The following is a 26,778-nucleotide window of genomic DNA, read 5'->3' on the forward strand; positions in this document are numbered from 1 at the left end:
GAAGGGGTGCACCCATGGGCATTCTGAGTGTCCTGCGGAATGCGTTCGGACGGTCGTCACGTAAGGGGGCTACGGCTGAGCCTGAGGCTGCGGCGACGCCGGAGCGTGAGGTTGAGCCGGAGCAGCGGCCGGAACAGAAGGTCTCGGTACCGGCCCCCAGCCACGAGCCGACTCCGTCGGAGGCGGCCGCGCTCGTGGCAGCGGCGTTCGACAACGTATCGGTCCCGGCCCAGCAGTCGACCGAGCCCGAGCCCGCGGCTGAAACGGCCCCCACCCCGGCGGAGGTGCCCGCTGCTTCCCCGGCACCGGAGGCAGAGGTTGTACCCACCGAGGCCGAGGCGGAGCCCGAGCTCGACGCCGCCGCTGCCCCCGAGCCGGTGACCGAAGCCGAGGCGGAGCCCGAGCCCGAGCTCGACACCGCCGCTGTGACCGCCGAGCCCGAGCCGGCCGTCGAAGCCGAGGCCGAGCCCGACGTCGACGCTACTTCTGTGACCACCGAGCCCGAGCCGGCCGTCGACGCTGCTTCTGTGGGCAATCGTCCCGCTGGGCGGGACGGGTGGGCACAGCCCGAAGCTGCCCTCGCCGATGAAGCGGCAGAGGCACCCGTGACCTCGGCAGAGCCCGAAGCCACCGTTACCGAGGAAGCCGCCGAAACGGAGCCCGAGGCCGCCAGCACCGGGAAACCCGCCACCACCCCCGCCAAGATCAAGTCCAAGGCCCCGGCACTGGCCGCCGCCTACAAGGCCGCCGGCGCCGCCCTGAAGAAGCGGGACCTCACGGGGACCCGCGCCCCGGTGTACCTGGTCCTCGACCGCTCCGGATCCATGCGCCCGTACTACAAGGACGGCTCCGCCCAGAGCCTGGGCGAACAGGCCCTCGCCCTGGCCGCCCACACGGACCCCGAAGCCACGGTCCACGTCGTCTTCTTCTCCACGGACATCGACGGCACCGGCACCCTCACCCTCCCCGAGCACGAGGGCCGCATCGACGAGCTGCACGCCGCGGCGGGCCACATGGGCCGCACCAGCTACCACCGCGCCATCGAGGAGGTCGTCACCCACTACGAGAAGTCCGACCACAAGGGCGCCCCGGCCCTGGTGATCTTCCAGACGGACGGCGCCCCCGACGCCAAGGGCCCGGCAACCCAGGCCCTCACCGACGCGGCCAAGCACCCCCTCTTCTTCCAGTTCGTGGCGTTCGGCGACCACGAGGCAAAGGGCTTCGACTACCTCCGCAAGCTGAAGGCGGACAACGCCGCCTTCTTCCACGCGGGCCCCACGCCCAAGGAGCTCACGGACAAGGAGCTGTACGAGGGCCTCCTGGCGGCCTGGCGCCCGTAGCCGCAGGACCCACAACCGCACGTCGACCAGGGGGTGGCACCGGAAGCCCCGGGTCCACCCCCTGGAATCGATGTGAGTCGATCTCCATCCGGCCGTTAGGATTTCGACCATGGCGGCCACTGGATCCGAGAAGCAGGGAGCGGACGAGAACGCAAAGGCGTTCTACGTCTCGACCCCCATCTACTACGTAAACGACGCTCCTCACCTGGGCCACGCCTACACGACCGTTGCAGGGGACGTGCTCACGCGCTGGCACCGTCAGCGCGGCGAGAAGGTGTGGTACCTCACCGGCACGGACGAGCACGGTCAGAAGATCATGCGCACGGCCGAGGCGAACGGAGTCACCCCCCAGGAGTGGTGCGACAAGCTCGTCACCGAGGCCTGGAAGCCCCTCTGGGAGCACCTGAACATCGCGAACGACGACTTCATCCGCACGACGGAGAAGCGTCACACGGACCGCGTGCAGGAGTTCGTCCAGGATCTCTTCGACAAGGGCGAGATCTACAAGGGCGGCTATGAGGGCCCGTACTGCGTGGGCTGTGAGGAGTACAAGCTCCCCGGCGACCTGATCGACGGCGAGGGCGAGTACGAGGGCCAGAAGCTCTGCCCCATCCACAAGAAGCCGGTGGAACTCCTCAAGGAGGAGAACTACTTCTTCAAGCTCAGCGAGTACGGCCCCAAGCTCCTGGAGCTCTACGCGGCGAACCCCGGCTTCATCCAGCCGGAGTCGGCCCGCAACGAGGTCGTGAACTTCGTACGCCAGGGCCTGCAGGACCTCTCGATCTCCCGCTCGACGTTCGACTGGGGCGTCAAGGTCCCGTGGGACGACAAGCACGTGATCTACGTGTGGATCGACGCGCTCCTGAACTACGCGACGGCGGTCGGCTACGGCGCGAACCAGAACAAGTTCGACGAGACCTTCCCGGCCAATGTCCACCTGGTCGGCAAGGACATCCTCCGCTTCCACGCGGTGATCTGGCCCGCGATGCTGCTGGCGCAGGGCCTGCCGGTCCCCGGCAAGGTCGCCGCGAACGGCTGGCTCATGGTCGGCGGCGAAAAGATGTCGAAGTCGAACCTGACGGGCATCAAGCCGCAGGACCTCACGTCCCACTTCGGCGTGGACGCCTACCGCTGGTACTTCCTGCGCGCGATCGCCTTCGGCAGCGACGGCTCGTTCTCGTGGGAGGACTTCACGGCCCGCTACACCTCCGAGCTCGCCAACGACTACGGAAACCTCGCCTCCCGCGTCGCGGCGATGGTCGGCAAGTACTTCGGCGGCGCACTGCCGGAGGCCACGGCCTCCGGTGACGCCGAGAAGGCGGTCCAGGAGGGCCTGGCGAAGGCCGTCACGGAAGCCGACCGCAAGATCGGCGAGGAGCTGGACTTCCAGGGCGGCATCCTGGCGATCTTCGACTTCGTGAAGCAGGTCAACGGCTACATCACGGAGCAGGAGCCGTGGAAGGTGGCCAAGGACGACTCGGAGGAGGGCAAGGCCCGCCTCGCGACCATCCTCTACACGGCGGCGGAGTCACTCCGCGCGGTGGCGGTCCTGCTGAACCCGATCATGCCGGACACCTCCCAGAAGCTCTGGGACTCCCTCGGCGCGGAGCCCCTCCTGGGCGCCCTCGCCGACCAGGACGTCCAGACCGCCGCCACCTGGGGCACGCTCCCCGCGGGCGCGACGGTGACGAAGGGCGCGGTGCTGTTCCCGCGCCTGGAGGAGCCGAAGAAGGACGCGTAGGCCCAGGCCTCGCCCCTTCCCGTACGTGAGTGAGGGCCCCGGAACCGACAGGTTCCGGGGCCCTCACTCGTGCTGCTCACTCGTCCTGCCCTGTGCTCTTGTTCGCTCTCGCCTCAGCCCCCGCACGGGTGAGGAGGCGGCCACAGGGCATGCAGAGCCTGGCGCTCCCGCTCCGTGATGCCCTCGCCCACCACGGCGTCCTGGTCAGGTTTCGTCGTCGCTGAACACCTCGGTGGCATCGGACACTTGAAGCGCCCGCCGCGCCCAGACGGTGAGCTGGTCCAGGTCGGTGCAGGCTGTCACTCGCTCGCGGACGGCGGGCGGCACGTCCAGGCCACGCCAAACGAGGTTGTTCAGAACCATCTCCGCGCGATCGTCGACCCGGCCCTCTTCCCGGCCCTCGACCCGGCCCTCGGCCCGCACCTGCTCCGCCAACGGGTGGTCGAAGAAGTACTTGGTCACCGTCATCAGTTCCTCCCAGATCTCCTTTGCCCGGGGGTCCACCAGACCGGACCGGGTGAGCTGTGCGAACGAACCCGCCGCCTCGGGGTCGATGGTCTTCAAAGCCTCAGCCAGTGCTCCCAGTATGGCGGCGGCACCCTGCCCTCTTCCATGCGTAATCGCCGAGAACACCGCAAGGGGGACATCCCGCTCGGCCACGTGCCGGTCCGCGATCACCGGCACGTTCTCCGGCCCCAGGACCAGTGGACGCACGGTGAGCGAAGGCCAGCCCGGCAGCCCGAACTGGATGGGCTTCGCGGCCCAGCGGGCCGTTGCCGCGCTCTGGGTCACGACGATCAGCACCGGCTCGCAGTGGTACTTCTCGTAGAGATACGAGAGGTAGTAGGCCCAACTCCCGCGCTTGGCCTCGTCTTTCCTGCCCTGCGACTCGATGACGAAGAGGAAGTTGCCGTCATCCGTGTCGACCCTTAACAGGCTGTCGCAGCGGCGCTCGATCGGTTCGATCTCCGTGAGGTCCACATCAAGGGCCTTGATTTCCCGGGGCTCCGGGAACGGAATGTGGAGCAGACGCTGGAGAGATCGGACCAGCAGACCGGCGTCCTTCTGGAAGATCCGGTGCAGCGCTTCATGTGACGAGCTGACCATCGGGTCCCCTTTCTTTTCGGCGTGATCAACGAGCTAGGCAGCGGAGAGTTCGCACCAGACGTACTTGCCGGAGTCGGTCGCCACGGGGTACCAGCCCCAGCCGTCGGCGCAGGCCCGTACGAGGTCCAGGCCCCGCCCCTGCTCGGCGTCCACGTCGGCGGTACGTAGGGGCGGGGCCGGTGGTGTGGGGTCGGCGTCCCACGCCCCGATGCGGAGGACTCCGTCGGAGTAGCGGAGGCGGAGAGCGGCGGGGCCTTTGGTGTGGCGTACGGCGTTGGACACGAGCTCCGTCGCCAACAGCTCGGCCAGGTCGGTGAGTTGGGACAGGCAGTGGAGCGTGAGGATGAGGCGGAGGGCGCGGCGGCAGATCGTGACTGCGCGGAGGTCGTTCGGGACGTACAGGGTGTACTCCCAGGGCGGGTCGCTTTCGGGCATGCGAGAACTCCTGTTGGCGTGAGGGAGTTGGCGGGACGCGGCAGGTGCAGGGCGGTGGCATGTCACCGCCGTCATGGCATGACGGGGTGGTGCGCTTCCGGGGTCCCGGTCTCGCAGCGTTTGCGACGCGTCACTGACGGTAGACCTCAATATTTAGGTGCTGCAAGCCATTCCCGTAACCTGGCACCCGAACGGGGCACTCCAGCAGGTGAGTTGCACAGAGGAGATGTAAATGGCGCTGCGTTCCCACCCCACCGCTCGACAACTGCGCTTGGGCGCCGAGCTGCGCAAGTTGCGCGAGGCAGCGGGCATGACGGCGCGGGAAACCGCCGCGCTGCTCGGAGTGAACGCCGCGCAGATGACCCATATCGAGTCCGGCCTGTCAGGCGTGAGTGAAGTGCGCCTGCGCCGTCTGGCGGGCCACTACGCATGCACGGACGAGGACCTGATCGGCGCCCTGACGGCCATCGCGACCGACCGCACTCGCGGCTGGTGGGAGGAGTACCGGGGTGTACTGCCACCGGTGTTCCTGGATGTCGCCGAGTTGGAGCATCACGCGACGTTCCGGCACGACGTAGAACTGCTGCACGTGCCGGGCCTGTTGCAGACCAGCGACTATGCGCAAGCGGTGTTCTCGTACACGCGACCCGAGTTCCCTGCCAGTGAACTCGAGACTCTGGTCAGCCATCGCATGAGGCGGCGCACCATCCTCGAAGGAGAGGACCCCGTCGAGTACGAAGCGATCATCCATGAGTCGGCACTACGCATCAGGGTCGGCGGCCGCAAGGCGTTCCGATCTCAACTGGACCAGCTCCTCGGCCTGTCCGAGGCGGACCACGTGACGGTGCGGGTCATCCCGTTCGATCTGGACGACTTCGCGGGCGCGAGCTGCGCCATGATGCACGTGGGCGGGCCGATTCCCCGCCTTGGCACTGTGTTGCGGGATGCCCCACACGGCACCGCGTTCATCGATTCCGAGGCCCAACTGGACCACTTTCGAACGCTCTTCCGTAAGGTGAAGAGGGCGTCACTCGACCCCGACCATTCGCGTGACTTCATCCATGAGTTGACCAAGGAACTGTGAGGCAAGCCATGGCCACCCCCGAGAACTGGCAGAAGTCGTCGTTCTCCGGCAGCGGAGACGGCAACAACTGCGTCGAACTGGCCACCACCGGCCCCCACATCCGCCTCCGCGAAAGCGACGACCCCACCACCCAACTGACCACCGCCCCCGCAGCCCTGGCCCGCCTCCTCCGCACCATCAAGGCGAACCGGCCATGAGCCCCACCGCCTGGCAGAAGTCATCCTTCTCCGGCAGCGGAGACGGGAACGCCTGCGTCGAAGTGGCCGCCACCGGCCCCCACCTCCACCTCCGCGAAAGCAACGACCCCACCACCGAACTCACCCCCGCCCCAGCAGCCTTGGCCCACCTCCTCCGTGCCATCAAGGCAACCGAGCGGTAGCCCCTCAGCCACCACCCCGCACCGCGTGCAGCACCCGCATCCCCCGCTGCCCCATCTCGCTGCTCCGTACCGTGAGGCCCGCCTCGTGACAGCGTGACTCCAGCCACGAAGCGGCGATCCGCAGCTTCGGGTAGCTGCCGGTCCGTAGTTGCCAGGTCCCGCCCTCCCGCGTGTGCAGCAGATCGTGGACCGTGGCGGTCTCCTCATCCGCGTACTCGACGAAGCAGGTCAGGAGCTTGTCCTCGGTCGCGCGGACCGGGAAGAAGCGGTCGGTGCCGTGCAGCGGTGCGGTGAGGTCGCGGTAGGTGATCACCAGGTGGCCGCCCTCGGAGAGCGCGACGGCGGCGTCTGCGAGCAGCGCGGTCACGTCGGCCCGGGTCGGGAGGTGCGTGAGGGTGTCGCCCATGCAGACGACCGCCGAGACCGTGCCCGGCGAGGTGAATTCCCGCAGGGCGGTGCGCAGATCGGCGTGGACGGGGCGGATGCCGGCGCCCGATTCCTCTACGTGCGCGGCCAGTTCAGCCAGCAGCTCCGCACTCGTGTCCACGGCCATGACCGGGGCGAACCCGAGCGCCGCCAAGGCCAGGCTCTGCGTGCCGGGGCCGCAGCCCAGGTCCACGGCGGTCGCCCCGTTCCCGGCCGGGGTGACCCCGAGGTCACGGAGCAGCTCGGTCTGCTGGGCGGCCGCCGCCGGGATGTCGCCGCCGAGCATCCAGGAGAAGTGCTCGGCCAGCAGCGTCTCGTAATGCGTGATGGCCTTGGTCGTTGTCGTCGTCGCACTTGGTTCCGTCACGCGAAGCTCCCTCGTATCCAGATGGCGAGATCTGCTAGGTGGACATTGCGGCGGGCCGCGTCGAGCTCGGCCCCGAGCGCGGCCCGGTAGGTGGGCGTGGCCTCGGCGTACCGCGAACGCCCCGCCTCGGTGAGCGCCGCACTCACGGCACGCCCGTCGCCCCGCCCGGCCACGCGCTCCGCGAGGTCCTGCGCCTCCAGGCGGGCGAGGAGGCGAGTCACGGTGCTGTCCTTCAGGCCGATGCGGTCGGCCAGTTCCCCCATGCGCATGGAGTCACCGGAATCGGCCTTGCTGAGGGCGCACAGCGCGCGATAGTCGGACAGCGGGAGGCCGTGGCGCCGCTGCAAGGTGACGTCCAACTGCCGCTCGATACGCCCGAGAAGCCGGACGGCCATGCACCAACGGTCGTCCTCGCCGTCACTCGCGAACTTGTCGGCGTCGCCCGCATCCGCCGGTGTGCGTCCACTCATGCGGGGACAGTATCTGCTTGCACAAGCAAGTAATGGGCGGGGCCTCCCATCGCGGCCCGCCCCCCTTGGCAGCCCACCCGACTTACCCTGGTGCCACCAACGCCCCGTGGACTGGGAGGACTTGTGAGCGGCGCCCGTGATGCCGGTGAGCTCGGCGATGTCGAGAATTCCGTCTCCGGCGGGCGGCAAGGCATCGTCATCCAAGGGCGGGACTTCAACGGGCCGGTCACCATCTACGGCGACTCCACCGGGCCGCGGCAGCAGCCCGCGCACTCCGCGTACTGGGAGCACGTACGGAACATCGCGCCCACCCGACTTCACGACCGTGAGGCTGAGTTGGAGGAGCTTGCCGCCTTCTGCAAGGGCATGGGCGAGCACTCCTTCGCCTGGTGGCGGGCCGGGCCCTGGGCCGGGAAGAGCGCGCTGCTCGCGTGGTTCGCGCTGCATCCGCCGGAGGGCGTCCGCGTCGTGCCCTTCTTCATCACCGCACGGCTGGCCGCGCAGAACGACCGCGGTGCCTTTGTGGAGGTCGTGCTTGAGCAACTGGCCGAGCTGGTGGGCGAGCCCGTACCGCCGCAGCTGACGGAGGCGACCCGGGAGGCGCATCTGCTGCGGCTCTTCGGGCGCGCCGCGCGGGAGTGCCGGGGGCGGGGCGAGCGGCTCGTGCTGATCGTGGACGGGCTCGACGAGGATCGGGGGGTCACGGACGGGCCCGATGCCCATAGCGTGGCGGGGCTGGTGGCGCGGGTTCCGCACGACGCGTTGCGGGTTGTTGTCGCGGGGCGGCCGAATCCTCCGTTGCCGGCCGATGTGCCGGACACTCATCCGCTGAACAGGCCTGATGTCGTACGGGAGTTGGAGCCCTCATCCTGGGCCGGGGCCGTCCGTAGCTCCGCCGAGCAGGAGCTGGGGCGGCTCTTTCGGGCCGGTGGCGATCACCTTGATGCGCTCGGGCTGCTCACCGCTGCGGGCGGTGGGCTGAGCCTCGACGATCTCGCCCAGCTGACCGGCTCGGCGCCCTTTCGCCTCCAGGACGTGCTGCGTACGGCGTCCGGCCGCACCTTTGAGGTGCGCGAGGGGGCCTACCTCCTCGCCCACCAGGAACTGCATCTCCAGGCCCGGCGGCTGATCGGCGAGGCCACGCTCGGGGAGTACCGGGAGCGACTGCACTCGTGGGCCGCCGAGTACCGGGAGCGCGGGTGGCCCCCGGAGACGCCGGCCTATCTGCTGCGCGGCTACTTCGCGATGCTGCGGGAGCACGGGGATGTGCCGCGCCTCGTCGCCCTGGCTGCCGATCCGGCCCGGCATGAGCGGCTCTACGGGGACACGGGCGGGGACGTCGCCACCCTCGCGGAGATCCGCACGGGGGAGGAGGCCATTGTCGAGGGGGGTGGGCAGCCGCTGGGGGACATGCTGCGGCTTGCCTTGCAGCGGGACATTTTGCGGCGGCGCAATGCGGCTGTGCCGCGTGAACTGCCCGAGGCATGGGCCGTATTGGGGTACGCGGATCGGGCCGAGGCCCTGGCGCGGAGCATGCCGAGCCTTGGGGGTCAGGTCTGGGCTCTCATCAGAGTCGGCAACGCCCTGCGGAAGCGGGGAGACATCGGGCGCGCCGTCGAGGTGTTGCGTCACGCGGAGGCCGCGGTCCTCCAGAAGGACCATCAGGGCCATGAACCGTGGCATTTCACCCCCATGGTGAAGACGTGGCTCGCCTGGGGCGAGTTGGAACGGGCTGTCGCACTGACGGCCTCCATCAGCTCGCATGGTGTGTTGGAGAAGGTTGTTCCGCTCGTCTCGCGCGCGCTGGCGGAGCACGGGCGGTACGACGAGGCCGAAACGTTCGCCGAGGCCGCCGAGCGGAACTACGTACGTGCCTTGGGGCTGCTCAGGGCAGCCCTCGCCGCAACAGAGGGCGGCGCGCCCGAGCGGGCAGCCGAGCTCTTCCGTAAGGCGGACGAAGCCGCGACCCGAGGCGGGGTGTACCGCTCCACCCGTCTGCTGCGGGAAATGGCCAAGGCCTATGCGGAGTTGGGCGAGGACGAGCGTGGCCTCGCGTTCGCCGACAGGCTTCAGGGCGGGGGCCAGGCCGCCGAGCCCGTCGCGCACGCCGTACGCGCGGAGATCGCGCTGGTGCTCGCGGGACGGGGGGACGTCGAGCACGCTCGGACGCTGGTGGAGGGCGTGGGGGAGGCCTCGGTCCGCTCCCTCACACACAGCGCGGACGACCTTCGGATGCAGATCGACACCTGCCTGGTCCTGATCGCCACCGGCGACTACGACCGCGCCGAGGCCATCGCCGGCACCTGGCCCTACGACGCCGACCGCGCGAAGGTCGCCCTGGCCATGGCTCAGGCCGGGGAGGCCGACCGCGCTCTGCGGCTGACAGCAGGCTGCTCCCCCGGCTTCGCGGACGGCACTGGCCTGTCCCGAGACCTGTGCCGGGCCCTGATCAGCCATGGCCGTCACGACGACGCCGCGCGCACCGCGCAGGAGCTCATCATCAGGCGCGCGAGCAGCGGCCCGGTCACCCTGGCTCTGGCCGCCGCCGGGCAGCACGGGCTCGCGCTCCGGCTGGCGGAGCCTTGGGACGGGATCCTCCCGCCGGAGCCGGTGGACCTGGCCTGGAAGTGCAAGGTCCTGCTCGCGGTCGGGCAGGCTGACGCCGCGCTGAGCCTGGCGACCACCATCCCCGCCTGGACCTGGCGGGCCGTGGGCCTGGTCGCTGTTGCCCGGGACCTCGCGACCGGGGGCCGTATCAAGGATGCCGAAGCAGTCCTCGCCCAGGCCGAGTCCGGCTACCGTGACACCACTCCTCTGCTCTCCGACCTCCACGAACGGGCCACCGCAGCCACCGCCTTGGCCGGGGCGGGCCACAGCGAACAAGCGCTGGCGCTCCTGCACCGCATCGAGCAGCGGCTGGACCTGGACCTGCGCCGGGACCTCTACCACCCCTCTCCCCGCGTCGCCATGCCCCACGCCGCCGTGGCCCAGGCACTGGCGGCCACCCGGCAGTTCGAGCGCGTCCTGAGGATGAGAGCCGCTCCCCTGTCCCACAACAGCCATACGGACCGCTGGCTGATGGCCGTCATCGAGGAGTTGGCCGCCGCGGGCCAGCCCCACCTCGCTCAGGCGCTGGTCGCCGACCTCACCCTCCAGCGGAGCCGCGATCGCGCCCTCAGTGACCTGGCCAAGCGCCATGCCGGGCACGGGCGCTTCGACACTGCCCTCGACCTGGCCTGGTCCGCACTCGCTGCTGTGGACCTCCACGTGGAGGCCATGGCCGAGATCATCGAAGGTCTCGCGCGGGACGGTCAATTGGAGCAGGCCAGGAGGCACTACCAGGAGCTCATGAAGGCAGCGGGCCGGAACTCACTGACGCGCTGCGGCCCGCAGGCGGCCGTCGCCCGAGCCGCGTTCGCCCTGGGCGACCACGCGACCATGACCGCCATGTTCGACCGGGCCCAGGAGATCGGCTCCTACGAGTCCTACCCCGGGGAGTTCGCGGGGCTCACCCGTGCCCTCGTCGCCACCGGCCAGAGCGACCGAGCCGAGGCCTTCGTGCGCGGACGTACCGGCGTACGCGACGACGAGGGCAGTTCCCTGTCCGGCCTCATCGGAGCCCTCGCCGAAGCGGGCGACATCCCCCGAGCCGAAGCCCTCGCCCAGGCCTTCCCCGCGTCCCCCCAGGCCACGGCCACCGCCTGCAAGGCCCTCGCCCTCGCCCTACCCCCCGAACGGGCAACCAAGGCCGCCGCCCTGGCGGTCCACCACAGCAACTGGATCACCGCACTCCCGGCCCTGCTGCACGCCGACCCCAGCACCCTCGACGTCCTCACGGCCCCGGACGTATGGCCCCGCCTGACCGCCTACTGAAATCCGGCGGCCCGCCTCACCGCCCGTAAGACCGCACAAGCCGGGCCAACTGCCGCCCCGCCGCCCGCAGCGGCTCCTCGCTGCGGTTGACCTGGGCCGTCACCTCGGCGCCTTCCAAGGCGCTGATCACGGTCGTCGCCACTTCCCGGGCATCCTGCGCCGCGAAACCCGCGCCCAGGAGCTTCTCCTCGACGATGGCCTCCCACCCCCGCAGCGCATCGGCGCACACCCGCTGGATCTCCGAGTCCGTGCCGAGCGTCTCCAGGGCTGCGGCCGTGACGGGGCAGCCGTCGACCCAGCCCGACTCCCGTAGCCCCACGGCAAGTTCGACCGCGCAGGCCTCGATCGCCGCCGCCGGGTCCGCCTCGCGCGCCAGCGCGTCCCGCAGCACCGCCGCGAACTCCTCGTCGCTGTACTTGATTGCCGCCACCGCGACGGCTTCCTTGCCGCCCGGGAAGAAGTGGTACACGGAGCCGAGCGTCGCCTCCGCCTCCTTGGCGATCTGCTTGATGCCGGTGCCCACATAGCCCTGCCGCTGGATGAGGCGTGCGGAGACGGACACGATCCGGTCGCGGGTGCTGAGGGCCGAGCTGCTCTGGGGCATGGGGGACATGGCCTCACCTTACCCATCATTAAGTAGAGCGTTCGTTCTAGCCGCGTGCTACGTTTTCCCCACGCGCTAGATAGAGCGATCGTTCTAGTAACTGCATGGAGTCGAATTATGCCTTCCACCCCACAGTCCGTAACCGTCATCGGTCTTGGCCCCATGGGCCAGGCCATGGCCGCCGCCTACCTCGACCGCGGCTACCGCGTCACCCTCTGGAACCGCACCCCGTCCCGCGCCGACGCCCTCGTAGAGCGTGGCGCCACCCTCGCCGAGACCCCCGAACAGGCCATCTCCGCCAATGAGTTGGTGATCCTCAGCCTGATCGACTACGACGCGATGTACGGGGTGCTCGATCAGGCCAAGGACGCCGTGGCGGGCCGGGTGTTCGTGAACCTCAGCTCCGACACCCCTGAGAAGGCGCGGGCGGGGGCCCGCTGGGTGACCGGGCTCGGCGGGATCCACCTCACCGGCGGTGTCCTGTCACCCCCTCCGCTGATCGGGACGCCGGAAACGTCGACCTTCTACAGCGGCCCGCGCGAGGCGTACGACACGCACCGCGCCGCGCTCGAAGTCATCACCGGCAAGTCCGACTACCGCGGCGAGGACCCGGGCCTGGCCGCCCTCATGTACCAGCTCAACATGGTCATCTTCTGGCCGGCGATGATCGCCTACTGGCAGGCCGTCGCCGTGGCCGCCGCGCACGGCATCACGGCGGCGGAGATCGCCCCGTACGCCGCCGAGAACTTCGCGGGCATGGGGCACTTCATCGACTTCTACGCACCCCGCATCGACGCCGGCAACCACGCCGGCGACGTGGACCGCACCTCGATGGGCCTGGCCAGCATGGAACACGTCGTCCACACCGCGGCCGACGCGGGCGTGGACACCGCGTTCCCGGAGGCGGTCCGCGACATCTTCCGGCGCGTGATGGACGCCGGACACGGGGCGGACAGCTTCAGCCGGGCGGTGGAGGTGATGCGGAAGGGGTGAGCATCCAAAGGCACGGACGCACCGGCCGGCGACCCTGACGCCGTCGGCTGACAGCCGCTTCCTCCGCCTTCCCACACCACCTGACCTGCGGCGACTGCCGTGAGCGGCTCATCGGGGTTTGACATGCAGGCATTTGCCTGCATGATGGAGATGTGAGCCAAGAGACGACCAGCGGCGGCGCGGGGCCCGACATCGACAAGGTGTTCAAGGCCCTCGCCGACCGCACCCGGCGGTATCTGCTCGACCTGCTGCGCGAGCGGGGCGGACAGACGCTGGGGGAGCTGTGCGAGCGGGTCGAGATGTCGCGGCAGTCGGCCACCCAGCATCTGGGGATCCTGGAGGCCGCGAATCTCGTCAGCACCGCACGGCGCGGCCGCGAGAAGCTCCACTACCTCAATCCCGTGCCGCTCCATGAGATCCAGGAGCGGTGGATCGACCGGTTCGAGCAGCCCCGGCTGCGGGCACTGGGCGCGATCAAGCGACAGGCGGAGGACGCCACCATGAGCAGCGAAAGCACCAGCACCAAGCCCTCGTACGTGTACGTGACGTACATCGAAAGCACCCCTGACAAGGTCTGGCACGCCCTCACCGACGCCGACCTGACCGCCGCCTACTGGGGGCACAGCAACGTCTCCGACGGGGAGTGGAAGGCCGGGTCCGGCTGGGCCCACCGGCGTATCGACGGATCGGGCATCGACGACGTCGTCGGCACCGTCGTGGAGAGCGTGCCGCCCACGCGGCTCGTCACCACCTGGGGCGACCCGAACGACCGCGACGCCGAGCCCTCGCGCGTCATCTTCGACATTCAGCCGCACGGCGGGATCGTCCGCCTCACCGTCACCCACGAGAACCTCGCGAGCGAGCAGGAGCTGAAGGATGTCGGATCGGGGTGGCCCGCCGTCCTCTCCAACCTCAAGTCGCTGCTTGAGACCGGCAGTCCGCTGCCCCAGGAGCCGTGGGAGATGCCCGCGGGCGCGTGACGGCGGGCGTCAGGAGACCTTCGGCGCCGCCCGCATCCCGATGTAGCAGCACTCCGTGCCGTCGGACAGCGTCGAGAACACCACCGGCATATAGCCCTCGCTGAAGGACGGACCCGCGCCCGTACCCGCGAAGACCGTCTCCGTCACGGCGTACAGCTCCACATCCAGCGCCGGCGAGAAGTCCTTCATGCCGTCCACGAACTCGTAGACCAGGTGGGGCGCGCCGTCTCGCTCGGAGACGGTGATGACGACACCCGCGCGCTTGTACGTGCCGACGTACCGGGAGAAGTCCACCTCCGGTGCCTGCGCGGGCGGTTCGAAGGCGTCCGGCATCCGCACGCCCGCAAGATCGCCGAGCAGCTCGCGGAAGAGGGCGGCGTAGAGCTCGCGGGCGCCGCCCCCGTTGGTGAGGAGCGAGACGACCACGCCCGCGTGCGGGACGACGCGCAGGTAGCCGTACTGGCCGATCGCCGCGCCGTCGTGGCCGTAGCCCGCGATGCCATCCCAGTCGTAGAGGGTCCAGCCGAGGCCCCAACCGTCCGCGCTGACCGTCCACTTGTCGGGTACGTCGACCACGCGGCGCTGCATCTCCTCGACGGCCCGGGCGCTCAGCAGCCGGGTCCCGTCGGGGGCCGTGCCACCGTCGAGGTGCATCTTGGCCAGCCGCGCCACGTCACCGGCGGAGACGAGGACCCTGCCGTACGGGCCCGCCGAGCGCGGCATCAGGTCCCAGGCGGGGGCCGGGTCCGGGTCCTGGCCCGGCTCCCCGAGGTGGCTCATCGCGACGCGGTACGAGAGCGCCTCCTCGGGCAGCGTCATGGAGCGTTCGAGGGCGAGGGGGGCGAAGAGGCGGTCCTTCAGGGCCTGGTCCCAGGTCAGGCCCGTCAGGACCTCGATGATGCGGCCGAGGACGTTGTAGGCGATGCCGCTGTAGGAGATCGCGGTGCCCGGGCGGCAGTCCATGGCCACGCCCTTGGCGGCCTCGACGTACCGGGCGAGACAGTCGTCGCCGCGCCCCGCGTCGTAGGTGAAATCACACGTCAACCCGCTGGTGTGGGAGAGGAGTTGGCGGGTGGTGATGGTGCGCGTCGCGTCCTCGTCGGCCGCCTCGAACTCCGGGAGGATCTCCTTCACCGGCGCGTCCAGGTCCAGTTCGCCCGCGTCGGCGAGGCGCATGATCAGCGTCGCCGTGTAGACCTTGGCGATCGAACCGGACTGGAACACCGAGTCCGTGGTCACCTCCACGCCGGTCCCGCGGTGCAGCACACCGCTCGCCAGCTCGTGGATCTCCCCGTCGACGAGCACCGCGAGTGCCGCTCCCGGCACGTGGTGGGCGGCACGCAGCTCGTCGAAGCGGGCCTGCCAGTACTCAAGGTCGAACTTCTTCCCGGGGGCGGTCTGCTGCTCCGACACGTGCGACATGGGGGCTCCTCTTCGAGGCGATGGTCGACTGATGCGTACAGTTGCGTACGGCGTGCTCTTGTTGCGAACACTGTACGCATGGACTGTACGCATGGAGGATCGTCGTACGCAAGATGCGCACAGCGTGCGCGACGGCTACCGTGGGACGCCGGAAACTCACGAGGAGGCCCCATGCCCGCCGCCGAGAAGCCGATCGCCTCGGTCTGGACCCGCCCGCGCCGCGGGCGTGAGCAGCTGAGCCGCGAGCAGATCGTGGCCGAGGCCGTCCGGCTCCTCGACGCGGACGGCCTGGAATCGCTCAGCATGCGCAAGCTCGGCACCCGCCTCGACGCGGGCGCCACCTCGCTCTACCGGCACGTGGCCAACAAGGACGAGCTGATCGAGCTGGTCGTGGACGAGGTCTACGGAGAGCTGGACTTCCCCGCCGCGGACACGGCGGACTGGCGGACGGCTGCCGCCCGCAGCGCCCAGAGCCTGCGCGCGATGATCCTGCGCCACCCCTGGGTCGCCTCCGTGCTCGGCCAGGTCGGCCTCATCCACCTCGGCCCGAACGTGACGCGGATGTCGGAGCGGATGACCTCCGTGTACGCGGCAGCCGGCTTCCCCCCGGACGAGACCGGGCAGGCCATGCGCACCGTCATCGCGTACGTCATCGGCATGGCGACCAGCGAGGCCGCGTATCTGTCGCTGATCGCCCGAAGCGGCGTGAGCGAGCAGGAGTTCGCACAGAACCTGCCATCCGACAAGGGCGGGAGCGAAGACGGAGACAGGGACGGGGACCCGCAGGTCGGGAATCCGGAGCGGGCCCGCGACGAGGGCTTCGACTACGGGCTCCAGCGCGTGCTCGACGGGCTCGAGGTGCGCCTCGGTCGCGCCACGCCCTGAACGCGTACGGGGACTCAGGGTGATCTAAGTCATGCGGGGAGGCGGCGTGACTTGACGCCGTCTTCACATTTTCCTACGTAGGCTTCACGGTATGGCCACGACTCCCTCCCCCGACCGGCGACGCACCGCCGACGAGGTCAACGAGGAGATCCGTGCGCTCTGGCTGCACGCGGGCGGACGGCTCCGCCCCGACGAGCGCCTGGTGTACGAGCGGCTTGTCACCGAATGGGCCGAGGCCGAAGCCCACGCCTCACGGGCACCCGCCGCCTGAGAAGTATCCCGGCAGCCGTTGTCAGTGGCGGCTGTCACACTCGGCCGCATGACCGAAGAAGCGGGCAGCGGCAGTCACAGCGACACACCAACATCCCTGCACTACGCGCCCCGTTGGAGCGGTGACACCCGCCGGCCGCCGCCCGGCGTGGGCGGTGAGCGGGAGGCGCTGACGACCTCCCTGGACTGGCACCGCGCCACCTTCGAGCTCAAGTGCGCGGGCCTGACCCAGGAGCAGCTCTCCCAGCGGGCGGTGTCCCCCTCCGGGATGTCGCTGCACGGGCTCGTGCGGCATCTGGCCGGGGTCGAGCGGTGGTGGTTCCGCATCCAGCTCTCGGGCGAGGACGTCCCGTTGCTCTACTACTCGGACGACGCCCCGGACCAGGACTTCGGCGACCTCACCGGCGACGCCCGGGAGGCCTTCGCCGTCTGGCACACCGAGTGCGAGCGCTCGCGGCGGATCGTCGATGCGGCCGGATCGCTGGACGTGACGGGCATCCGCAGGTCCACCGGTGAGCCGGTCTCGCTGCGCAGGGTCCTGATCAACATGATCGAGGAGTACGCGCGACACAACGGGCACGCGGACCTGCTGAGGGAGCGGATCGACGGGGCCACGGGGATGTAAGACCGCGGCATGCACCGCCGCCTGCCCTGCCTACGCGCCCAGCGCCCCCGCGTCCCCCATCACGACCACCGGCTTCCGCGCCGGGTCCAGGCTCCGCAGCAGCTCCTTCATCCGCGCCTTCGGCAGCGACACGCAGCCCTGCGTCGGGCCCCCGTGGTCCACGTGCAGCCAGATGCCGCCGCCACGCCCCGCACCCAACGGGCGCGTCCAGTCCAGCGGGGTCCTGCCCGGCTCGCGGTTGTAGTTGATGGCGATGACGTAGTCGAAGGAGCCGGCCAGCGGCTCGCCCTTGAAGCCCGTGCCGCGCGCGGTGAAGGCCGGGCCCTGGTCGTAGGGGAAGCGGGTTCCGGGGTCCGGGAGGAGGCCGCCCGCGTCGGTCAGGCCGTAGACGCCGACGGGGGATTTGCGGTCGCCCTGCACGTGGCGTGATGTCCAGCCCCGTAACCCGTTGTGCGCGGGCCAGGGGTCCGACGCCGGGCGCCAACCGGAAGCATCGGAGGGGGACTTGCGCGTGTAGAGCATCGCCGTCGCTCGGTTCGCGTCGGGGGCCTCGCCCGTGACGACCAGGGCCTGGGTCGAGGAAGCGGGTATGCGGGACCGGGTCTTCGGCCCCAACGCCGGGATCTCGCGGGGCCGTTCGGGGGTGGTCGTGTGGCTCGTCCCGGGCGCCTCGCTGACCGTCACCGCCTCACCGCTCTGGCGCCCGCCGGCCTGCGCGCCGGTTCCGCACGCGGTGAGCAGCGAGGTGAGCAGCAGGGTGAGTGCCGCGCCTGCGGCGGCGTACGCGGTGGGGTACGCGGCAGCGTGAGGGCGTCTGGAAGAAGGCATGCGGGTCTCCTGGGATGTCGCGCGAAAACAAGGGTGCGGGGGGCGCTACGGGCCTGGGTGCGGAGTGTCCGGTGAGCGTCAGGTCTTCGCCGGGGCCGTTGCCGGCGGTGAGCCCTCCGAGCCGAAATGCGCCGACCCGATGATCCGGTTCGCCTCGGCCAGGCGGGGCTTCGAGTCGCCCGGGGCCAGGCACAGGTTCGCCACGATCACTCGCCCCGGCTCCGGGGATTCGAGCACGGCCGTGAAGCTGAGCCCTCCCCCCGCCAGCGCACAGGACTTCCGCAAGGTCCCACTCGTGAACCGGGGCGGATTCGTCGCTCTCTTGTCGAGGCCGCCCTCCTTGTCGGAACGCAGTACGAGCAGCGCGCCGTCCTCCGGGTCGATACGGTCCAGCGGGTTGCACCAGCCGCCCGGCTCGTCGGGCTTGCACGGCTGCTTGTACGGGGTGAGCCGCTGCGTGCCGGCGAAGCCGAACGGCGGGCTCTTCGTCCTGTCGTCCGCGGGGACCGCAAGCGCCTGCCAGTCCGCCGGGAGACGCAGGGTCAGGCCACCGCCCAACTCCCGGTAGGTGACGTCCCGTTCACCCGCGCTCGGGCTGCTCGGCGGTGTCGCCGCCGGCGGTACCACCTCCGGGTCGGACGACGGCCGCAGCGCCTGCGGCATCAGCACCCCGGCGAGGGCGAGCCCCGCCACCGAGGCCGCCGCCCCCGCCGCGATCCTGCGCCTGCGGCTGCGCGCGGCACGCTCGCGCACGCGGGCAAGGCGTGAGGCGGGGGCCTGCGGGCGCGGGACCGCCCGCTCAAGGAACACCGTCAGCTCGCGTTCCTCGTCGTACGCGTCATGGGTGTCCTCGTCGTACGTGTCAGGGGCGTCCTCACTCACAGCGGTCCGCCTCCCTCGCCGGCAGCGCGGCACGCAGCGTGCGCAGCGCCTTCGCCGACTGGCTCTTCACCGTGCCCGGAGTACAGCCGAGGATTCCGGCCGTCTCGTCCACGCCGAGGTCCTCGAAGTAGCGAAGGACCACCACCGCCCGCTGTCTCGGCGGCAGCCGCCGCACGGCAGCGGCGAGCGACTGCTCCAGGTCCACACCCTCGTACACGTCCACCTCGCCTGCCCGCTCGGGCAGTTCGCCGTGCGGGACCTCCGCCCGCCAGTGCCGGCGCCACCACGAGGTGTGGGTGTTGACGAGGACCTTGCGTACGTACGCCTCCGGATGCTCCTGGCCGATCCGCCGCCACTTCGGCCAGACCTTCGCGAGCGCCGTCTGCAGCAGGTCCTCCGCGAGATGCGCGTCGCCCGTGAGCAGCCACGCCATCCGCAGCAGCCGCGGCCCACTGGCGGCGACGAACTCCTCGAACTCGAAGCCGCCACCTCGCATCGCATCCCCGCCGTTCTCCTCGGTCTCCCATATCCGTGGAACGCGATGGGCCGCCGATCAGGTTGCCCGCCCCCGAAAGGAGAGTCGCCCGCCCCCGGAAAGAGAAGAGGGGCCCGGAACCTTTTGGTTCCGGGCCCCGCACCTCACCGCGCCTGCGCCCAGGCCTACGACGTACCGTCGTGCGTCTCGTCCGGGTCGACCCCCATCGTGAGCGAGCCGACCACGCCCCTCTCGATGCGCCCCTTGCGGTACTTGAGCTTCAGGAGGCCGTCCTGCGTGCCGCCTCCGCCGTAGATCGTGTCCTCGTCGAGCGTCGTGCGTTCCGTCGTGCTCGTGGAGTACGGGGCCCCCTCGGCGGAGGCGAGGACCGCCGTCTCCGCGAAGAAGAACTGGCCCGTGTGGCAGGTGTGGCCGCCCTCGTAGCCGTCGTCCGTCATCTTGCCGCCGACGTGCACCTTGGTGTGGATGTGCACGGCACGGCCCCGGTACCAGCCGGGGAAGACCGTCTTGAACTCCACATGGCCGCTGTTGTCGGTGAGCTGCGTGCCCCGCAGGTAGCGCTCGTCGTCCGTCGGCGCCTCGTGGCCGCCGCCTCCGCCGCCTCCACCGGGGCCGCCGGACGGGGGCGTGCCCGTGGGAGTGCCGGAGGGAGTCCCGGTCGGCTCACCGCTGGGCGGGGTCCCGCCGCCCCCGCCGCTCAGCGACTCGTACCCCGAATAGATCCCCAGCGCGTCGCAGTGCCAGATGTCCACCGCCGCGCGCTTCAGCGGCTTGCAGGTGTCGGAGTCGATCACCTTGAGGCGCAGGGTGAAGGGGATGCCTTCGCGGTCCTCGGTGATGTCCTTCCGGATCTTGTCGGCGTCGATGTAGTACGGGCCCTCAGTCGTCTCGCCGGTCAGGCGGTAGCAGGCCTCGGCCGCCGAAGCCGTCGCCGAACCCGTCGCCGAACCGGTCGCCGAGGAACCCGCCTCCGCCGTGCCCTCCGCGTTCGCGCTCACCGCCACCGCGCCGCCGATCCCGACCGCCGCCACCGCGGCCCCGCTCGCGACCAGGACCTTGCGGCGCGTCAAGTCCCGTTTGTGGGCCGGACCTTGGGGTGTGATCGTCCGTTGCGGCTCGTCTCGTTCGCTGTTCTCCGTCATGGGCCTGGACGCTAGGGACCTCACCTGTCACAGACGTGTGCGCCGGCTGTGTGTACACACAGCAATGCGTACACACAGCAATGCGTACGCGGTCGCAGGGCACGCATCACGACGTACGCGCCAACTCCCGCCCACCCCCAGCCAGCTCCCTCCCCAGCCGCGTAGCCGCATGCAGCACCACGCCACCCTCCCGCGTACTGCTGACGAGCCCCGCATCCCGCAGCGCCGCCGCATGCCGGCTCGCGCTCGCCACCGATACACCTATCCGCAGGGCCAGTTCACTCGTCGAGTAGGGGTGGACCAGAGCCCGGATCGCCAGCGCGCGCGTGCGCCCGAGCACCGGCGTGAGGCCGTCCGTACCGTCCGTACCGGCAGCGGCACGCGGCCCCGCGCCGGTGACCGGATAGACAAGCACCGGCGGCAGTTCGGGGTCGATCAGCGTCACCGGCGTCGCGCAGAAGAAGGACGGGACGAGGGTGATGCCCCGGCCCGCGAGGTGCAGGTCACGGTCGACCGGATAGTCGGTGGTCAGCACCGGCCACGCCCACCGGACCGACGGCGAGAGGACCCCGAGCAGCTTGCCGATCCCACCGTCCAGGACCCGCCGCCCGCACACCGCCCGCTCAGCGAGGACCGTCTCGTCGAGCTCGGGCAGGCAGGGGCGAAGGAGTTCGCGGTGGTACACGGCGAGCGCGTCGAGCAGCTCCCGGCTCCGCTCGCGGTCGCCGTCTGCCAACTGACGTATCCATAAGGGGCGTTCGCGTACGCGGAAGACCGAGGCGAGGTCGTCGGCGAACATCCGGCCGCCGCCCCCCGCGATCACGTCGAGCGCGTCGGCGAAGTCCAACTGCCCCGGCGGCGTGAGGAAGTCGGGGAAGTCTCCGCGCGCCGGCACGAGCGTCGTCAGGGTGTGCAGCACGCTCCGCAGATCCCGCCTGCCCAGACGGTCGCGTACGTGGCCGAGCCAGGGCCTGCAGCGTGCGGTGCGCCGTGGCGCCTGGAGCCGGTGGAGGCTGATCGTCAGCTCCCACATGATGTCCGGGCGCGCCGCGACCGTCGTACGCGCCAGGTCCTCTGCCGTGAAGTGGATACGCAGCGCCATGCCGTCCCCCGACCATGGTTATGCGAGTGTGCGGGCTGTCACGGTAAGTGGCGCCGATAAACGACTGATGGACGCGAAGGGCCCCGGGACCGTGCCGGTCCCGGGGCCCAACTGGCCGAAGCCCAGGCTTACTTGTCCGCGTCACCCTTGCCGGAGGCGACCGGCTTGCGCAGCGCGATGTTCAGCTCGCGAAGGCGCGACTCCTCCAGCTCGGAGGGGGCGCCCATCATCAGGTCCTGCGCGTTGCCGTTCAGCGGGAACGCGATGGTCTCGCGGATGTTCGGCTCGTCCGCGAGGAGCATCACGATGCGGTCGACGCCGGGGGCGATGCCGCCGTGCGGCGGGGCGCCGAGGCGGAAGGCGCGGAGCATGCCCGCGAACTCCTGCTCGACCGTCTCGCGCTCGTAGCCCGCGATCTCGAAGGCCTTCAGCATGACCTCGGGCTCGTGGTTACGGATGGCGCCGGAGGACAGCTCGATGCCGTTGCAGACGATGTCGTACTGCCAGGCGAGGATGTCCAGCGGGTCCTTCTCCTCCAGGTCCTTCATGCCGCCCTGGGGCATCGAGAAGGGGTTGTGGGAGAAGTCGATCTTGCCGGTGTCCTCGTCCTTCTCGTACATCGGGAAGTCGACGATCCAGCAGAAGCGGAAGACGCCCTCTTCGAAGTGGCCCGCGCGCTTGGCGGCCTCGACCCGGACGGCCGACATGATCTTGGAGACCTCGTCGAACTCGCCCGCACCGAAGAAGACGGCGTAGCCGGGGGCCAGCGAGAGGCGCTTGGTGAGCTCCTCCACGTTCGCCTCGGTCAGGAACTTGGCGATCGGGCCGGTCAGCGAGCCGTCCTCGGCGACGCGCACCCAGGCCAGGCCCTTCGCGCCCTGCTCGACGGCGTAGTCACCGAGGCCGTCGAAGAACTTGCGGGACTGCGACGCCGTGTCCGGGACCGGGAGCGCGCGCACGTGCTTGCCCGCGAAGGCCTTGAACTCGGAGTCCGCGAAGATGTCCGTGATGTCGGTCAGCTCGAGCTGCGCGCGCAGGTCCGGCTTGTCGTTGCCGTACTTCAGCATCGACTCGCGGAACGGGATGCGCGGGAACGGCGAGGTGACGTGCCGGCCGTTGCCGTACTCCTCGAAGATCTCCGTCATCAGCTTCTCGATGGGCTGGAAGACGTCTTCCTGCTCCACGAAGCTCATCTCGACGTCGAGCTGGTAGAACTCGCCCGGCGAGCGGTCGGCGCGCGCGTCCTCGTCGCGGAAGCACGGCGCGATCTGGAAGTAGCGGTCGAAGCCCGAGATCATGAGCAGCTGCTTGAACTGCTGCGGGGCCTGGGGGAGGGCGTAGAACTTGCCCGGGTTCAGGCGGGAGGGGACGACGAAGTCGCGGGCGCCCTCGGGGGACGTCGCGGCGAGGATCGGCGTCGCCATCTCGTTGAAGCCGAGGGCGACCATCTTCGAGCGGATCGAGGCGATCACCGAGGAGCGCAGCATGATGTTGCGGTGCATGCGCTCGCGGCGCAGGTCGAGGAAGCGGTACTCCAGGCGCCGCTCCTCGTTCACGCCGTCGTCCGCATTGACCGTGAAGGGCAGCGGGGCGGCCGTGCCGAGCACCTCGACCTCGGCGGCCTCGATCTCGATCTCGCCCGTGGGCAGCTCCGGGTTCACGTTGTCCGCACCGCGCGACACGGCCTTGCCGTCGACCCGGACGACCGTCTCCTTGGAGAGCTTGTCCAGGACCTCGGCGGCCTTGGTGCCGGGGCGGGCCACCAGCTGCGTGATGCCGTAGTGATCGCGCAGATCGATGAAGAGGATGCCGCCCAGGTCTCGGCGATTGTGCAGCCAGCCGCTCAGCCGGACGTCGGAGCCGACGTCAGAGGCGCGGAGCTCGCCGCAGGTGTGGGACCTGTACCGATGCATCGTCGTTCATCCAGTCTTCGCGAATAGGGGAGAGAGCAGACAGGCACCAAGGCTACCGTCCGGGCGGAGATCGCTTTCCGGATTACCGCCGGAGGCACTCTCCGGAGGCTCCCCGGCACCCCGTCGGTGGCGCCTTCTCCGCTGATCTTCCTAAAGTGGGTCAATGCGCACTGACGATCCCCCGCAGCAGGCGGGGGACAATCCCCTGCCTCCCGTACGGGACGTCCTGACCGCCATCGCGACCGGTCTGTGGCGCTGGGACAACGCATCCGGGGTCGTCACACTCGACGCGGAGGCGGCCCGGCTCCTCGGCCTTCCCGCACGCGCGCAGACCCTCACCGAGGCGGGCGTGCGCTCCCGCTTCCACCCCGTCGACTGGAACGAGATCGACGGCATCGTCCAGCTCGCCGTCGCCGAGGGCACCCTCGCCGAGGCCCGCCTTCGGATCATGGACGAGCAGGGGCGGCGGGTCCTGCGCATCGTGCGCAGCCGCTCGAAGCCGATCGTGGACGCGGCCAATCATTCGTACGAGCTGGTCGGCACCCTGCAGGAAGTGACCGAGCCCCCGCCGGGCGCCGCCCATCGCACCCCGGTCACCGGCGACTGGCGCCGCTCCCGCGAGGCGTTCCTGCTGGACGCGGGGCGTGCGCTCGCCGAGGCGCGGTCGACCGAGGAGGTGCTCCGGGTCGCCGGCGGGCTCTCGATGCCGGGGTTCTCGCCGGACGGGCTGGGGGTCTTCGGGATCGAGGGCGACCGGCTCAAGGTCATCGGTCACCACGGTCACAAGCCGGGCGACGACACGCCCTTCATGGCGATGCCGCTGGACACCGACTATCCGGCCGCCGAGGTGGTCCGCACGGGCCGCGCGGTGTACCTCTCGTCGCCGGAGGAGTACCACGAGCGCTATCCGGCGACCTGGCCGCTGGCACAGCGCTTCGAGCGGCAGTCCTGGGCGTTCCTGCCGCTGACCGTGGCGGGACGCACGATGGGCGCCTGGCTGGCGGCCTTCGCCTATCCCGTCTCGTTCACGCCGGACGAGCGCTCGGTCCTGACGACGGTGGCCCGGATGCTGGCGCAGGCCCTGTCGCGGGCCGGGATCACCGAATCGGAGCGGGAGCTCACGGAGGGCCTGCAGCGCTCGATGCTGCCGCTGCTCGGGCCGCGGATCCCGGGGATGAGCGTGGCCGCGCGGTATGTGCCGACCGGGGGCGGGCTCCAGGTGGGCGGCGACTGGTACGACATGATTCCGCTGCCCAACGGCCGCATCGCTTTCGTCATCGGCGACGTACAGGGCCATGACGTGCGCGCGGCGGGCCTGATGGGGCAGCTGCGGATCGCCGTGCGCGCGTACGCGTCCGAGGGCCACCGCCCCGACGCGGTGCTCTCCCGTGCGACCCGCTTCCTCTCCGGGATCACGGACGGCATCACGGGCGGCTCCAGCGGCGAGGCGGGCGGCGACGGGGCCGACCCCCGCTTCGCGACCTGCCTGTACGTGGAGGCCGACCCGGCCACCGGCGTCCTGGAGATGGCCCGCGCGGGCCATCCGGAGCCTGCGATACGGATGGCCGACGGAACGGTCGTGCTGCGCGCCGCCGCGGGCGGTCTGCCGCTCGGCATCGACCCCGACGCGGACTACCCCACGACCCGGCTCGTCCTGGAGGCCGGCGAGACGATGCTGGTCTGCACGGACGGGCTCATCGAGACCGGCGGCCACGATCTGGACAGCGGCTGGACGCGGATCCGCAAGATCCTGGAGGAGTACGACGCCGCGGGTGACGGCGACGGCGGCGACGGCCTCGAAGAGCTCGCCGACACCCTCGTACAGGCCGTGCACGGGCCCTCGTCGCACTACACCACGGGCACGCTCGCGGACCGCCGCGAGGACGACATAGCGGTCCTGCTGCTGCGCAGGACAGGCCGCCCCGAGCTGCGCACGGCCGCGCGCCGCACCGTCCTGACGGTCGCGCAGGCCGAGCCGGAGCGGATCGCCGGGGCGCGGCAGCACGTCCGGGAACTCCTTCACGACTGGGCGGACCCCGATCAGGTCGACTCGGCGGTCCTGATGGTCTCCGAGATGGTCACGAACGTCCTGGTGCACACGGACGGCGACGCCCTGCTGGTCGCCGAGGTCACCGGGGAGCCGGGCACGCGCCGCCTGCGCGCGGAGGTCTCCGACAGCAGCGACGACCTGCCCCACAAACGCCACCCCGGCGAGCTGGCATCGTCCGGCCGTGGCCTGGTCCTGATGGAGCTGCTCGCGGACGCGTGGGGGGTGGATCCGCGGGGCGACGGCAAGAGCATCTGGTTCGAGCTGCACGAGGGGAACGGAAGCCCGTCCGGCGAGGCCTAGCCCGCGCCGGCGTACCGCCCCCGCAGCTCCGTGAACACCCCGAAGGCCGCCGCCGTCACCGGCACGGCGAGCAGCATCCCCAGGATCCCGGCCACCGAGGCGCCCGCGGTGATCGCCAGCATCACCACCGCCGGGTGCATCTGCACCGTCCGCGACTGGATCACCGGCTGCAGCACATGCCCCTCGAGGACCTGCACCGCGAGCACCACCCCCAGCGCCCACAGAGCGATGAACGCTCCCCGGTCGGCCAGCGCGACGAGCACGGCGACGGCCCCGGAGATGAACGCCCCCAGGTAGGGGATGTACGCGCCGATGAAGACGAGCGCCCCAAGACCCCACGCCCCCGGCACCCGCAGGATCAGCAGCCCCACGGTGATGCAGATCGCGTCGATGAGTGCGATGAAGGTGGTCCCGCGCATGAAGCCCTCGACCGCCTCGAAGGCCCGGCGGCCCATCGCCTCGACGGTGTCGGCGGTGCCGCGCGGGGCGAGCGAGCGAATGGAGCCCAGGGCTCGTTCGGAGTCGCGCAGGAAGAAGAAGACGAGCAGCAGCGCGAGGACGGCCATGGCGATCATCTCACCGACGACGCTCAGTCCGCTGATCACCCCGGACGCGGCGGATCCGCCGAACTTGCCCAGCAGGTCCTTCGCGTTGGACGCCATGTCCTCCAGCGAGGTCCCGGCCGCCCCGAAGTGCTTCGTCAGGTCGGCCGCGGCCTGCTTCAGGGAGGCGATGATCTGGTCGCCGGTGTCGATGAGGGCCTTGACCACGAAGTACAGCGCGCCGCCGACGACCGCGACGACGGCCGCGCAGGTCAGCCCGGCGGCCAGCGACCGCTGCACCTTCATCTTCAGGAGCCAGCGGTAGACGGGCCCGAGGAGTGCCGTGCCGAGGAAGGCGAGGAGCACCGGCGTGACGGCCGTCTTGAAGATGATGACGAGCCAGATCGCCACGGCCGCGACGCCGGTGACCAGCAGCAGGACGACACTCCAGGCGGCCATGCGCCGCGCGGGCTCGGGCAGAAGGGTGCTCACCCTCCTACCCGAGCACGGCCGCCGGGGCCC

At 70.4% G+C, this 26,778-nt stretch carries 25 protein-coding genes; 12 read left to right on the forward strand and 13 right to left on the reverse strand.

The features are described 5' to 3' along the window. Positions 1 to 14: 14 nt before the first annotated feature. Entirely contained in the window at positions 15 to 1,340 is a 1,326-nt protein-coding gene (locus tag OG453_RS03085) for a VWA domain-containing protein (protein ID WP_266864248.1), read from the forward strand. Positions 1,341 to 1,449: 109 nt separating this feature from the next. Next, a complete protein-coding gene (gene metG / locus OG453_RS03090; RefSeq protein WP_266864250.1) occupies positions 1,450 to 3,081 on the forward strand; it encodes a methionine--tRNA ligase in 1,632 nt (543 codons plus the stop codon). Between the two features lie 204 nt (positions 3,082 to 3,285). Here the strand turns inward: metG and OG453_RS03095 are convergent, their stop codons facing one another. Next, positions 3,286 to 4,188, reverse strand: a complete 903-nt coding sequence (locus tag OG453_RS03095) for a hypothetical protein (protein ID WP_266864252.1) — start codon at positions 4,186 to 4,188, stop codon at positions 3,286 to 3,288. Positions 4,189 to 4,221: 33 nt separating this feature from the next. Next, positions 4,222 to 4,623, reverse strand: coding sequence for an ATP-binding protein (locus OG453_RS03100; RefSeq protein ID WP_266864254.1), 402 nt, complete (start codon positions 4,621 to 4,623; stop codon positions 4,222 to 4,224). Positions 4,624 to 4,855: 232 nt separating this feature from the next. On the opposite strand from OG453_RS03100, the gene OG453_RS03105 reads away from it, so the two are divergent. Genes OG453_RS03105 through OG453_RS03115 form a run of 3 tightly spaced genes read left to right on the forward strand, consistent with a single transcriptional unit; the run spans position 4,856 to position 6,086 of the window. Further along, the gene (locus tag OG453_RS03105) at positions 4,856 to 5,707 is read left to right on the forward strand and encodes a helix-turn-helix transcriptional regulator (protein WP_266864256.1); all 852 of its coding nucleotides are present in this window, start codon (positions 4,856 to 4,858) and stop codon (positions 5,705 to 5,707) included. A gap of 8 nt (positions 5,708 to 5,715) precedes the next feature. After that, positions 5,716 to 5,904 carry a DUF397 domain-containing protein gene (locus tag OG453_RS03110; RefSeq protein WP_266864258.1) on the forward strand — a complete coding sequence of 63 codons (189 nt, stop codon included), beginning with the start codon at positions 5,716 to 5,718 and terminating at the stop codon, positions 5,902 to 5,904. After that, positions 5,901 to 6,086 carry a DUF397 domain-containing protein gene (locus tag OG453_RS03115; RefSeq protein ID WP_266864260.1) on the forward strand — a complete coding sequence of 62 codons (186 nt, stop codon included), beginning with the start codon at positions 5,901 to 5,903 and terminating at the stop codon, positions 6,084 to 6,086. Before OG453_RS03110 ends, OG453_RS03115 begins: the two co-directional genes overlap by 4 nt. 4 nt (positions 6,087 to 6,090) lie before the next feature. Here the strand turns inward: OG453_RS03115 and OG453_RS03120 are convergent, their stop codons facing one another. After that, complete coding sequence (locus tag OG453_RS03120) at positions 6,091 to 6,879, reverse strand: class I SAM-dependent methyltransferase (protein WP_266864262.1); 789 nt, start codon at positions 6,877 to 6,879, stop codon at positions 6,091 to 6,093. Continuing rightward, on the reverse strand, positions 6,876 to 7,349 hold the full coding sequence (locus OG453_RS03125) for a MarR family winged helix-turn-helix transcriptional regulator (RefSeq protein WP_266864264.1): 474 nt from the start codon (positions 7,347 to 7,349) through the stop codon (positions 6,876 to 6,878). The genes OG453_RS03120 and OG453_RS03125 overlap by 4 nt, the downstream gene beginning before the upstream one ends. Before the next feature lie 123 nt (positions 7,350 to 7,472). Between OG453_RS03125 and OG453_RS03130 the strand changes: the two genes are divergently transcribed. Next, positions 7,473 to 11,222: a hypothetical protein gene (locus tag OG453_RS03130; RefSeq protein WP_266864266.1), complete on the forward strand. Its 3,750-nt coding sequence runs from the start codon at positions 7,473 to 7,475 to the stop codon at positions 11,220 to 11,222. A gap of 16 nt (positions 11,223 to 11,238) precedes the next feature. Here OG453_RS03130 and OG453_RS03135 read toward each other — a convergent pair whose 3' ends face one another. Beyond that, positions 11,239 to 11,826 carry a TetR/AcrR family transcriptional regulator gene (locus tag OG453_RS03135; protein WP_266869687.1) on the reverse strand — a complete coding sequence of 196 codons (588 nt, stop codon included), beginning with the start codon at positions 11,824 to 11,826 and terminating at the stop codon, positions 11,239 to 11,241. Positions 11,827 to 11,943: 117 nt separating this feature from the next. Between OG453_RS03135 and OG453_RS03140 the strand changes: the two genes are divergently transcribed. After that, complete coding sequence (locus OG453_RS03140; RefSeq protein WP_266864268.1) at positions 11,944 to 12,819, forward strand: NAD(P)-dependent oxidoreductase; 876 nt, start codon at positions 11,944 to 11,946, stop codon at positions 12,817 to 12,819. A gap of 191 nt (positions 12,820 to 13,010) precedes the next feature. Next, the gene (locus OG453_RS03145) at positions 13,011 to 13,799 is read left to right on the forward strand and encodes a metalloregulator ArsR/SmtB family transcription factor (protein ID WP_266869688.1); all 789 of its coding nucleotides are present in this window, start codon (positions 13,011 to 13,013) and stop codon (positions 13,797 to 13,799) included. A 9-nt stretch (positions 13,800 to 13,808) separates the two neighbouring features. Here the strand turns inward: OG453_RS03145 and OG453_RS03150 are convergent, their stop codons facing one another. Beyond that, complete coding sequence (locus OG453_RS03150; protein WP_266864270.1) at positions 13,809 to 15,221, reverse strand: serine hydrolase; 1,413 nt, start codon at positions 15,219 to 15,221, stop codon at positions 13,809 to 13,811. Between the two features lie 171 nt (positions 15,222 to 15,392). Between OG453_RS03150 and OG453_RS03155 the strand changes: the two genes are divergently transcribed. The 3 genes from OG453_RS03155 (at position 15,393) to OG453_RS03165 (ending at position 17,001) form a co-directional block, all read left to right on the forward strand. Continuing rightward, complete coding sequence (locus tag OG453_RS03155; protein WP_266864272.1) at positions 15,393 to 16,106, forward strand: TetR/AcrR family transcriptional regulator; 714 nt, start codon at positions 15,393 to 15,395, stop codon at positions 16,104 to 16,106. 91 nt (positions 16,107 to 16,197) lie between these two features. Next, positions 16,198 to 16,377 (forward strand): hypothetical protein, encoded by a 180-nt coding sequence (locus OG453_RS03160; RefSeq protein WP_266864274.1) that lies wholly within the window; start codon positions 16,198 to 16,200, stop codon positions 16,375 to 16,377. Between the two features lie 48 nt (positions 16,378 to 16,425). After that, positions 16,426 to 17,001, forward strand: a complete 576-nt coding sequence (locus OG453_RS03165) for a DinB family protein (RefSeq protein ID WP_266864276.1) — start codon at positions 16,426 to 16,428, stop codon at positions 16,999 to 17,001. 30 nt (positions 17,002 to 17,031) lie between these two features. On the opposite strand, the gene OG453_RS03170 is transcribed toward OG453_RS03165, so the two are convergent. From OG453_RS03170 to aspS, 6 genes are all read right to left on the reverse strand, one after another. Beyond that, positions 17,032 to 17,829 carry a L,D-transpeptidase family protein gene (locus OG453_RS03170; RefSeq protein ID WP_266864278.1) on the reverse strand — a complete coding sequence of 266 codons (798 nt, stop codon included), beginning with the start codon at positions 17,827 to 17,829 and terminating at the stop codon, positions 17,032 to 17,034. Between the two features lie 78 nt (positions 17,830 to 17,907). Continuing rightward, on the reverse strand, positions 17,908 to 18,711 hold the full coding sequence (locus tag OG453_RS03175) for a hypothetical protein (RefSeq protein WP_266864280.1): 804 nt from the start codon (positions 18,709 to 18,711) through the stop codon (positions 17,908 to 17,910). Continuing rightward, positions 18,704 to 19,207 (reverse strand): SigE family RNA polymerase sigma factor, encoded by a 504-nt coding sequence (locus OG453_RS03180; RefSeq protein ID WP_266864282.1) that lies wholly within the window; start codon positions 19,205 to 19,207, stop codon positions 18,704 to 18,706. The genes OG453_RS03175 and OG453_RS03180 overlap by 8 nt, the downstream gene beginning before the upstream one ends. Before the next feature lie 164 nt (positions 19,208 to 19,371). Further along, complete coding sequence (locus OG453_RS03185; protein WP_266864284.1) at positions 19,372 to 20,349, reverse strand: intradiol ring-cleavage dioxygenase; 978 nt, start codon at positions 20,347 to 20,349, stop codon at positions 19,372 to 19,374. 106 nt (positions 20,350 to 20,455) lie between these two features. Further along, positions 20,456 to 21,451 (reverse strand): helix-turn-helix transcriptional regulator, encoded by a 996-nt coding sequence (locus OG453_RS03190; protein WP_266864286.1) that lies wholly within the window; start codon positions 21,449 to 21,451, stop codon positions 20,456 to 20,458. Between the two features lie 128 nt (positions 21,452 to 21,579). Beyond that, the gene (aspS, locus tag OG453_RS03195) at positions 21,580 to 23,364 is read right to left on the reverse strand and encodes an aspartate--tRNA ligase (RefSeq protein WP_266864288.1); all 1,785 of its coding nucleotides are present in this window, start codon (positions 23,362 to 23,364) and stop codon (positions 21,580 to 21,582) included. Positions 23,365 to 23,527: 163 nt separating this feature from the next. Here aspS and OG453_RS03200 point away from each other — a divergent pair, with 163 nt between their 5' ends. Continuing rightward, positions 23,528 to 25,714: a SpoIIE family protein phosphatase gene (locus OG453_RS03200; RefSeq protein WP_266864290.1), complete on the forward strand. Its 2,187-nt coding sequence runs from the start codon at positions 23,528 to 23,530 to the stop codon at positions 25,712 to 25,714. Here the strand turns inward: OG453_RS03200 and OG453_RS03205 are convergent. After that, positions 25,711 to 26,715, reverse strand: a complete 1,005-nt coding sequence (locus OG453_RS03205; protein ID WP_266869689.1) for an AI-2E family transporter — start codon at positions 26,713 to 26,715, stop codon at positions 25,711 to 25,713. The genes OG453_RS03200 and OG453_RS03205 overlap by 4 nt on opposite strands. Positions 26,716 to 26,778 lie beyond the last annotated feature (63 nt).

Origin of the sequence: Streptomyces sp. NBC_01381 (assembly GCF_026340305.1) — a bacterium.
In the GTDB taxonomy this organism is placed as follows: Bacteria; Actinomycetota; Actinomycetes; order Streptomycetales; family Streptomycetaceae; genus Streptomyces.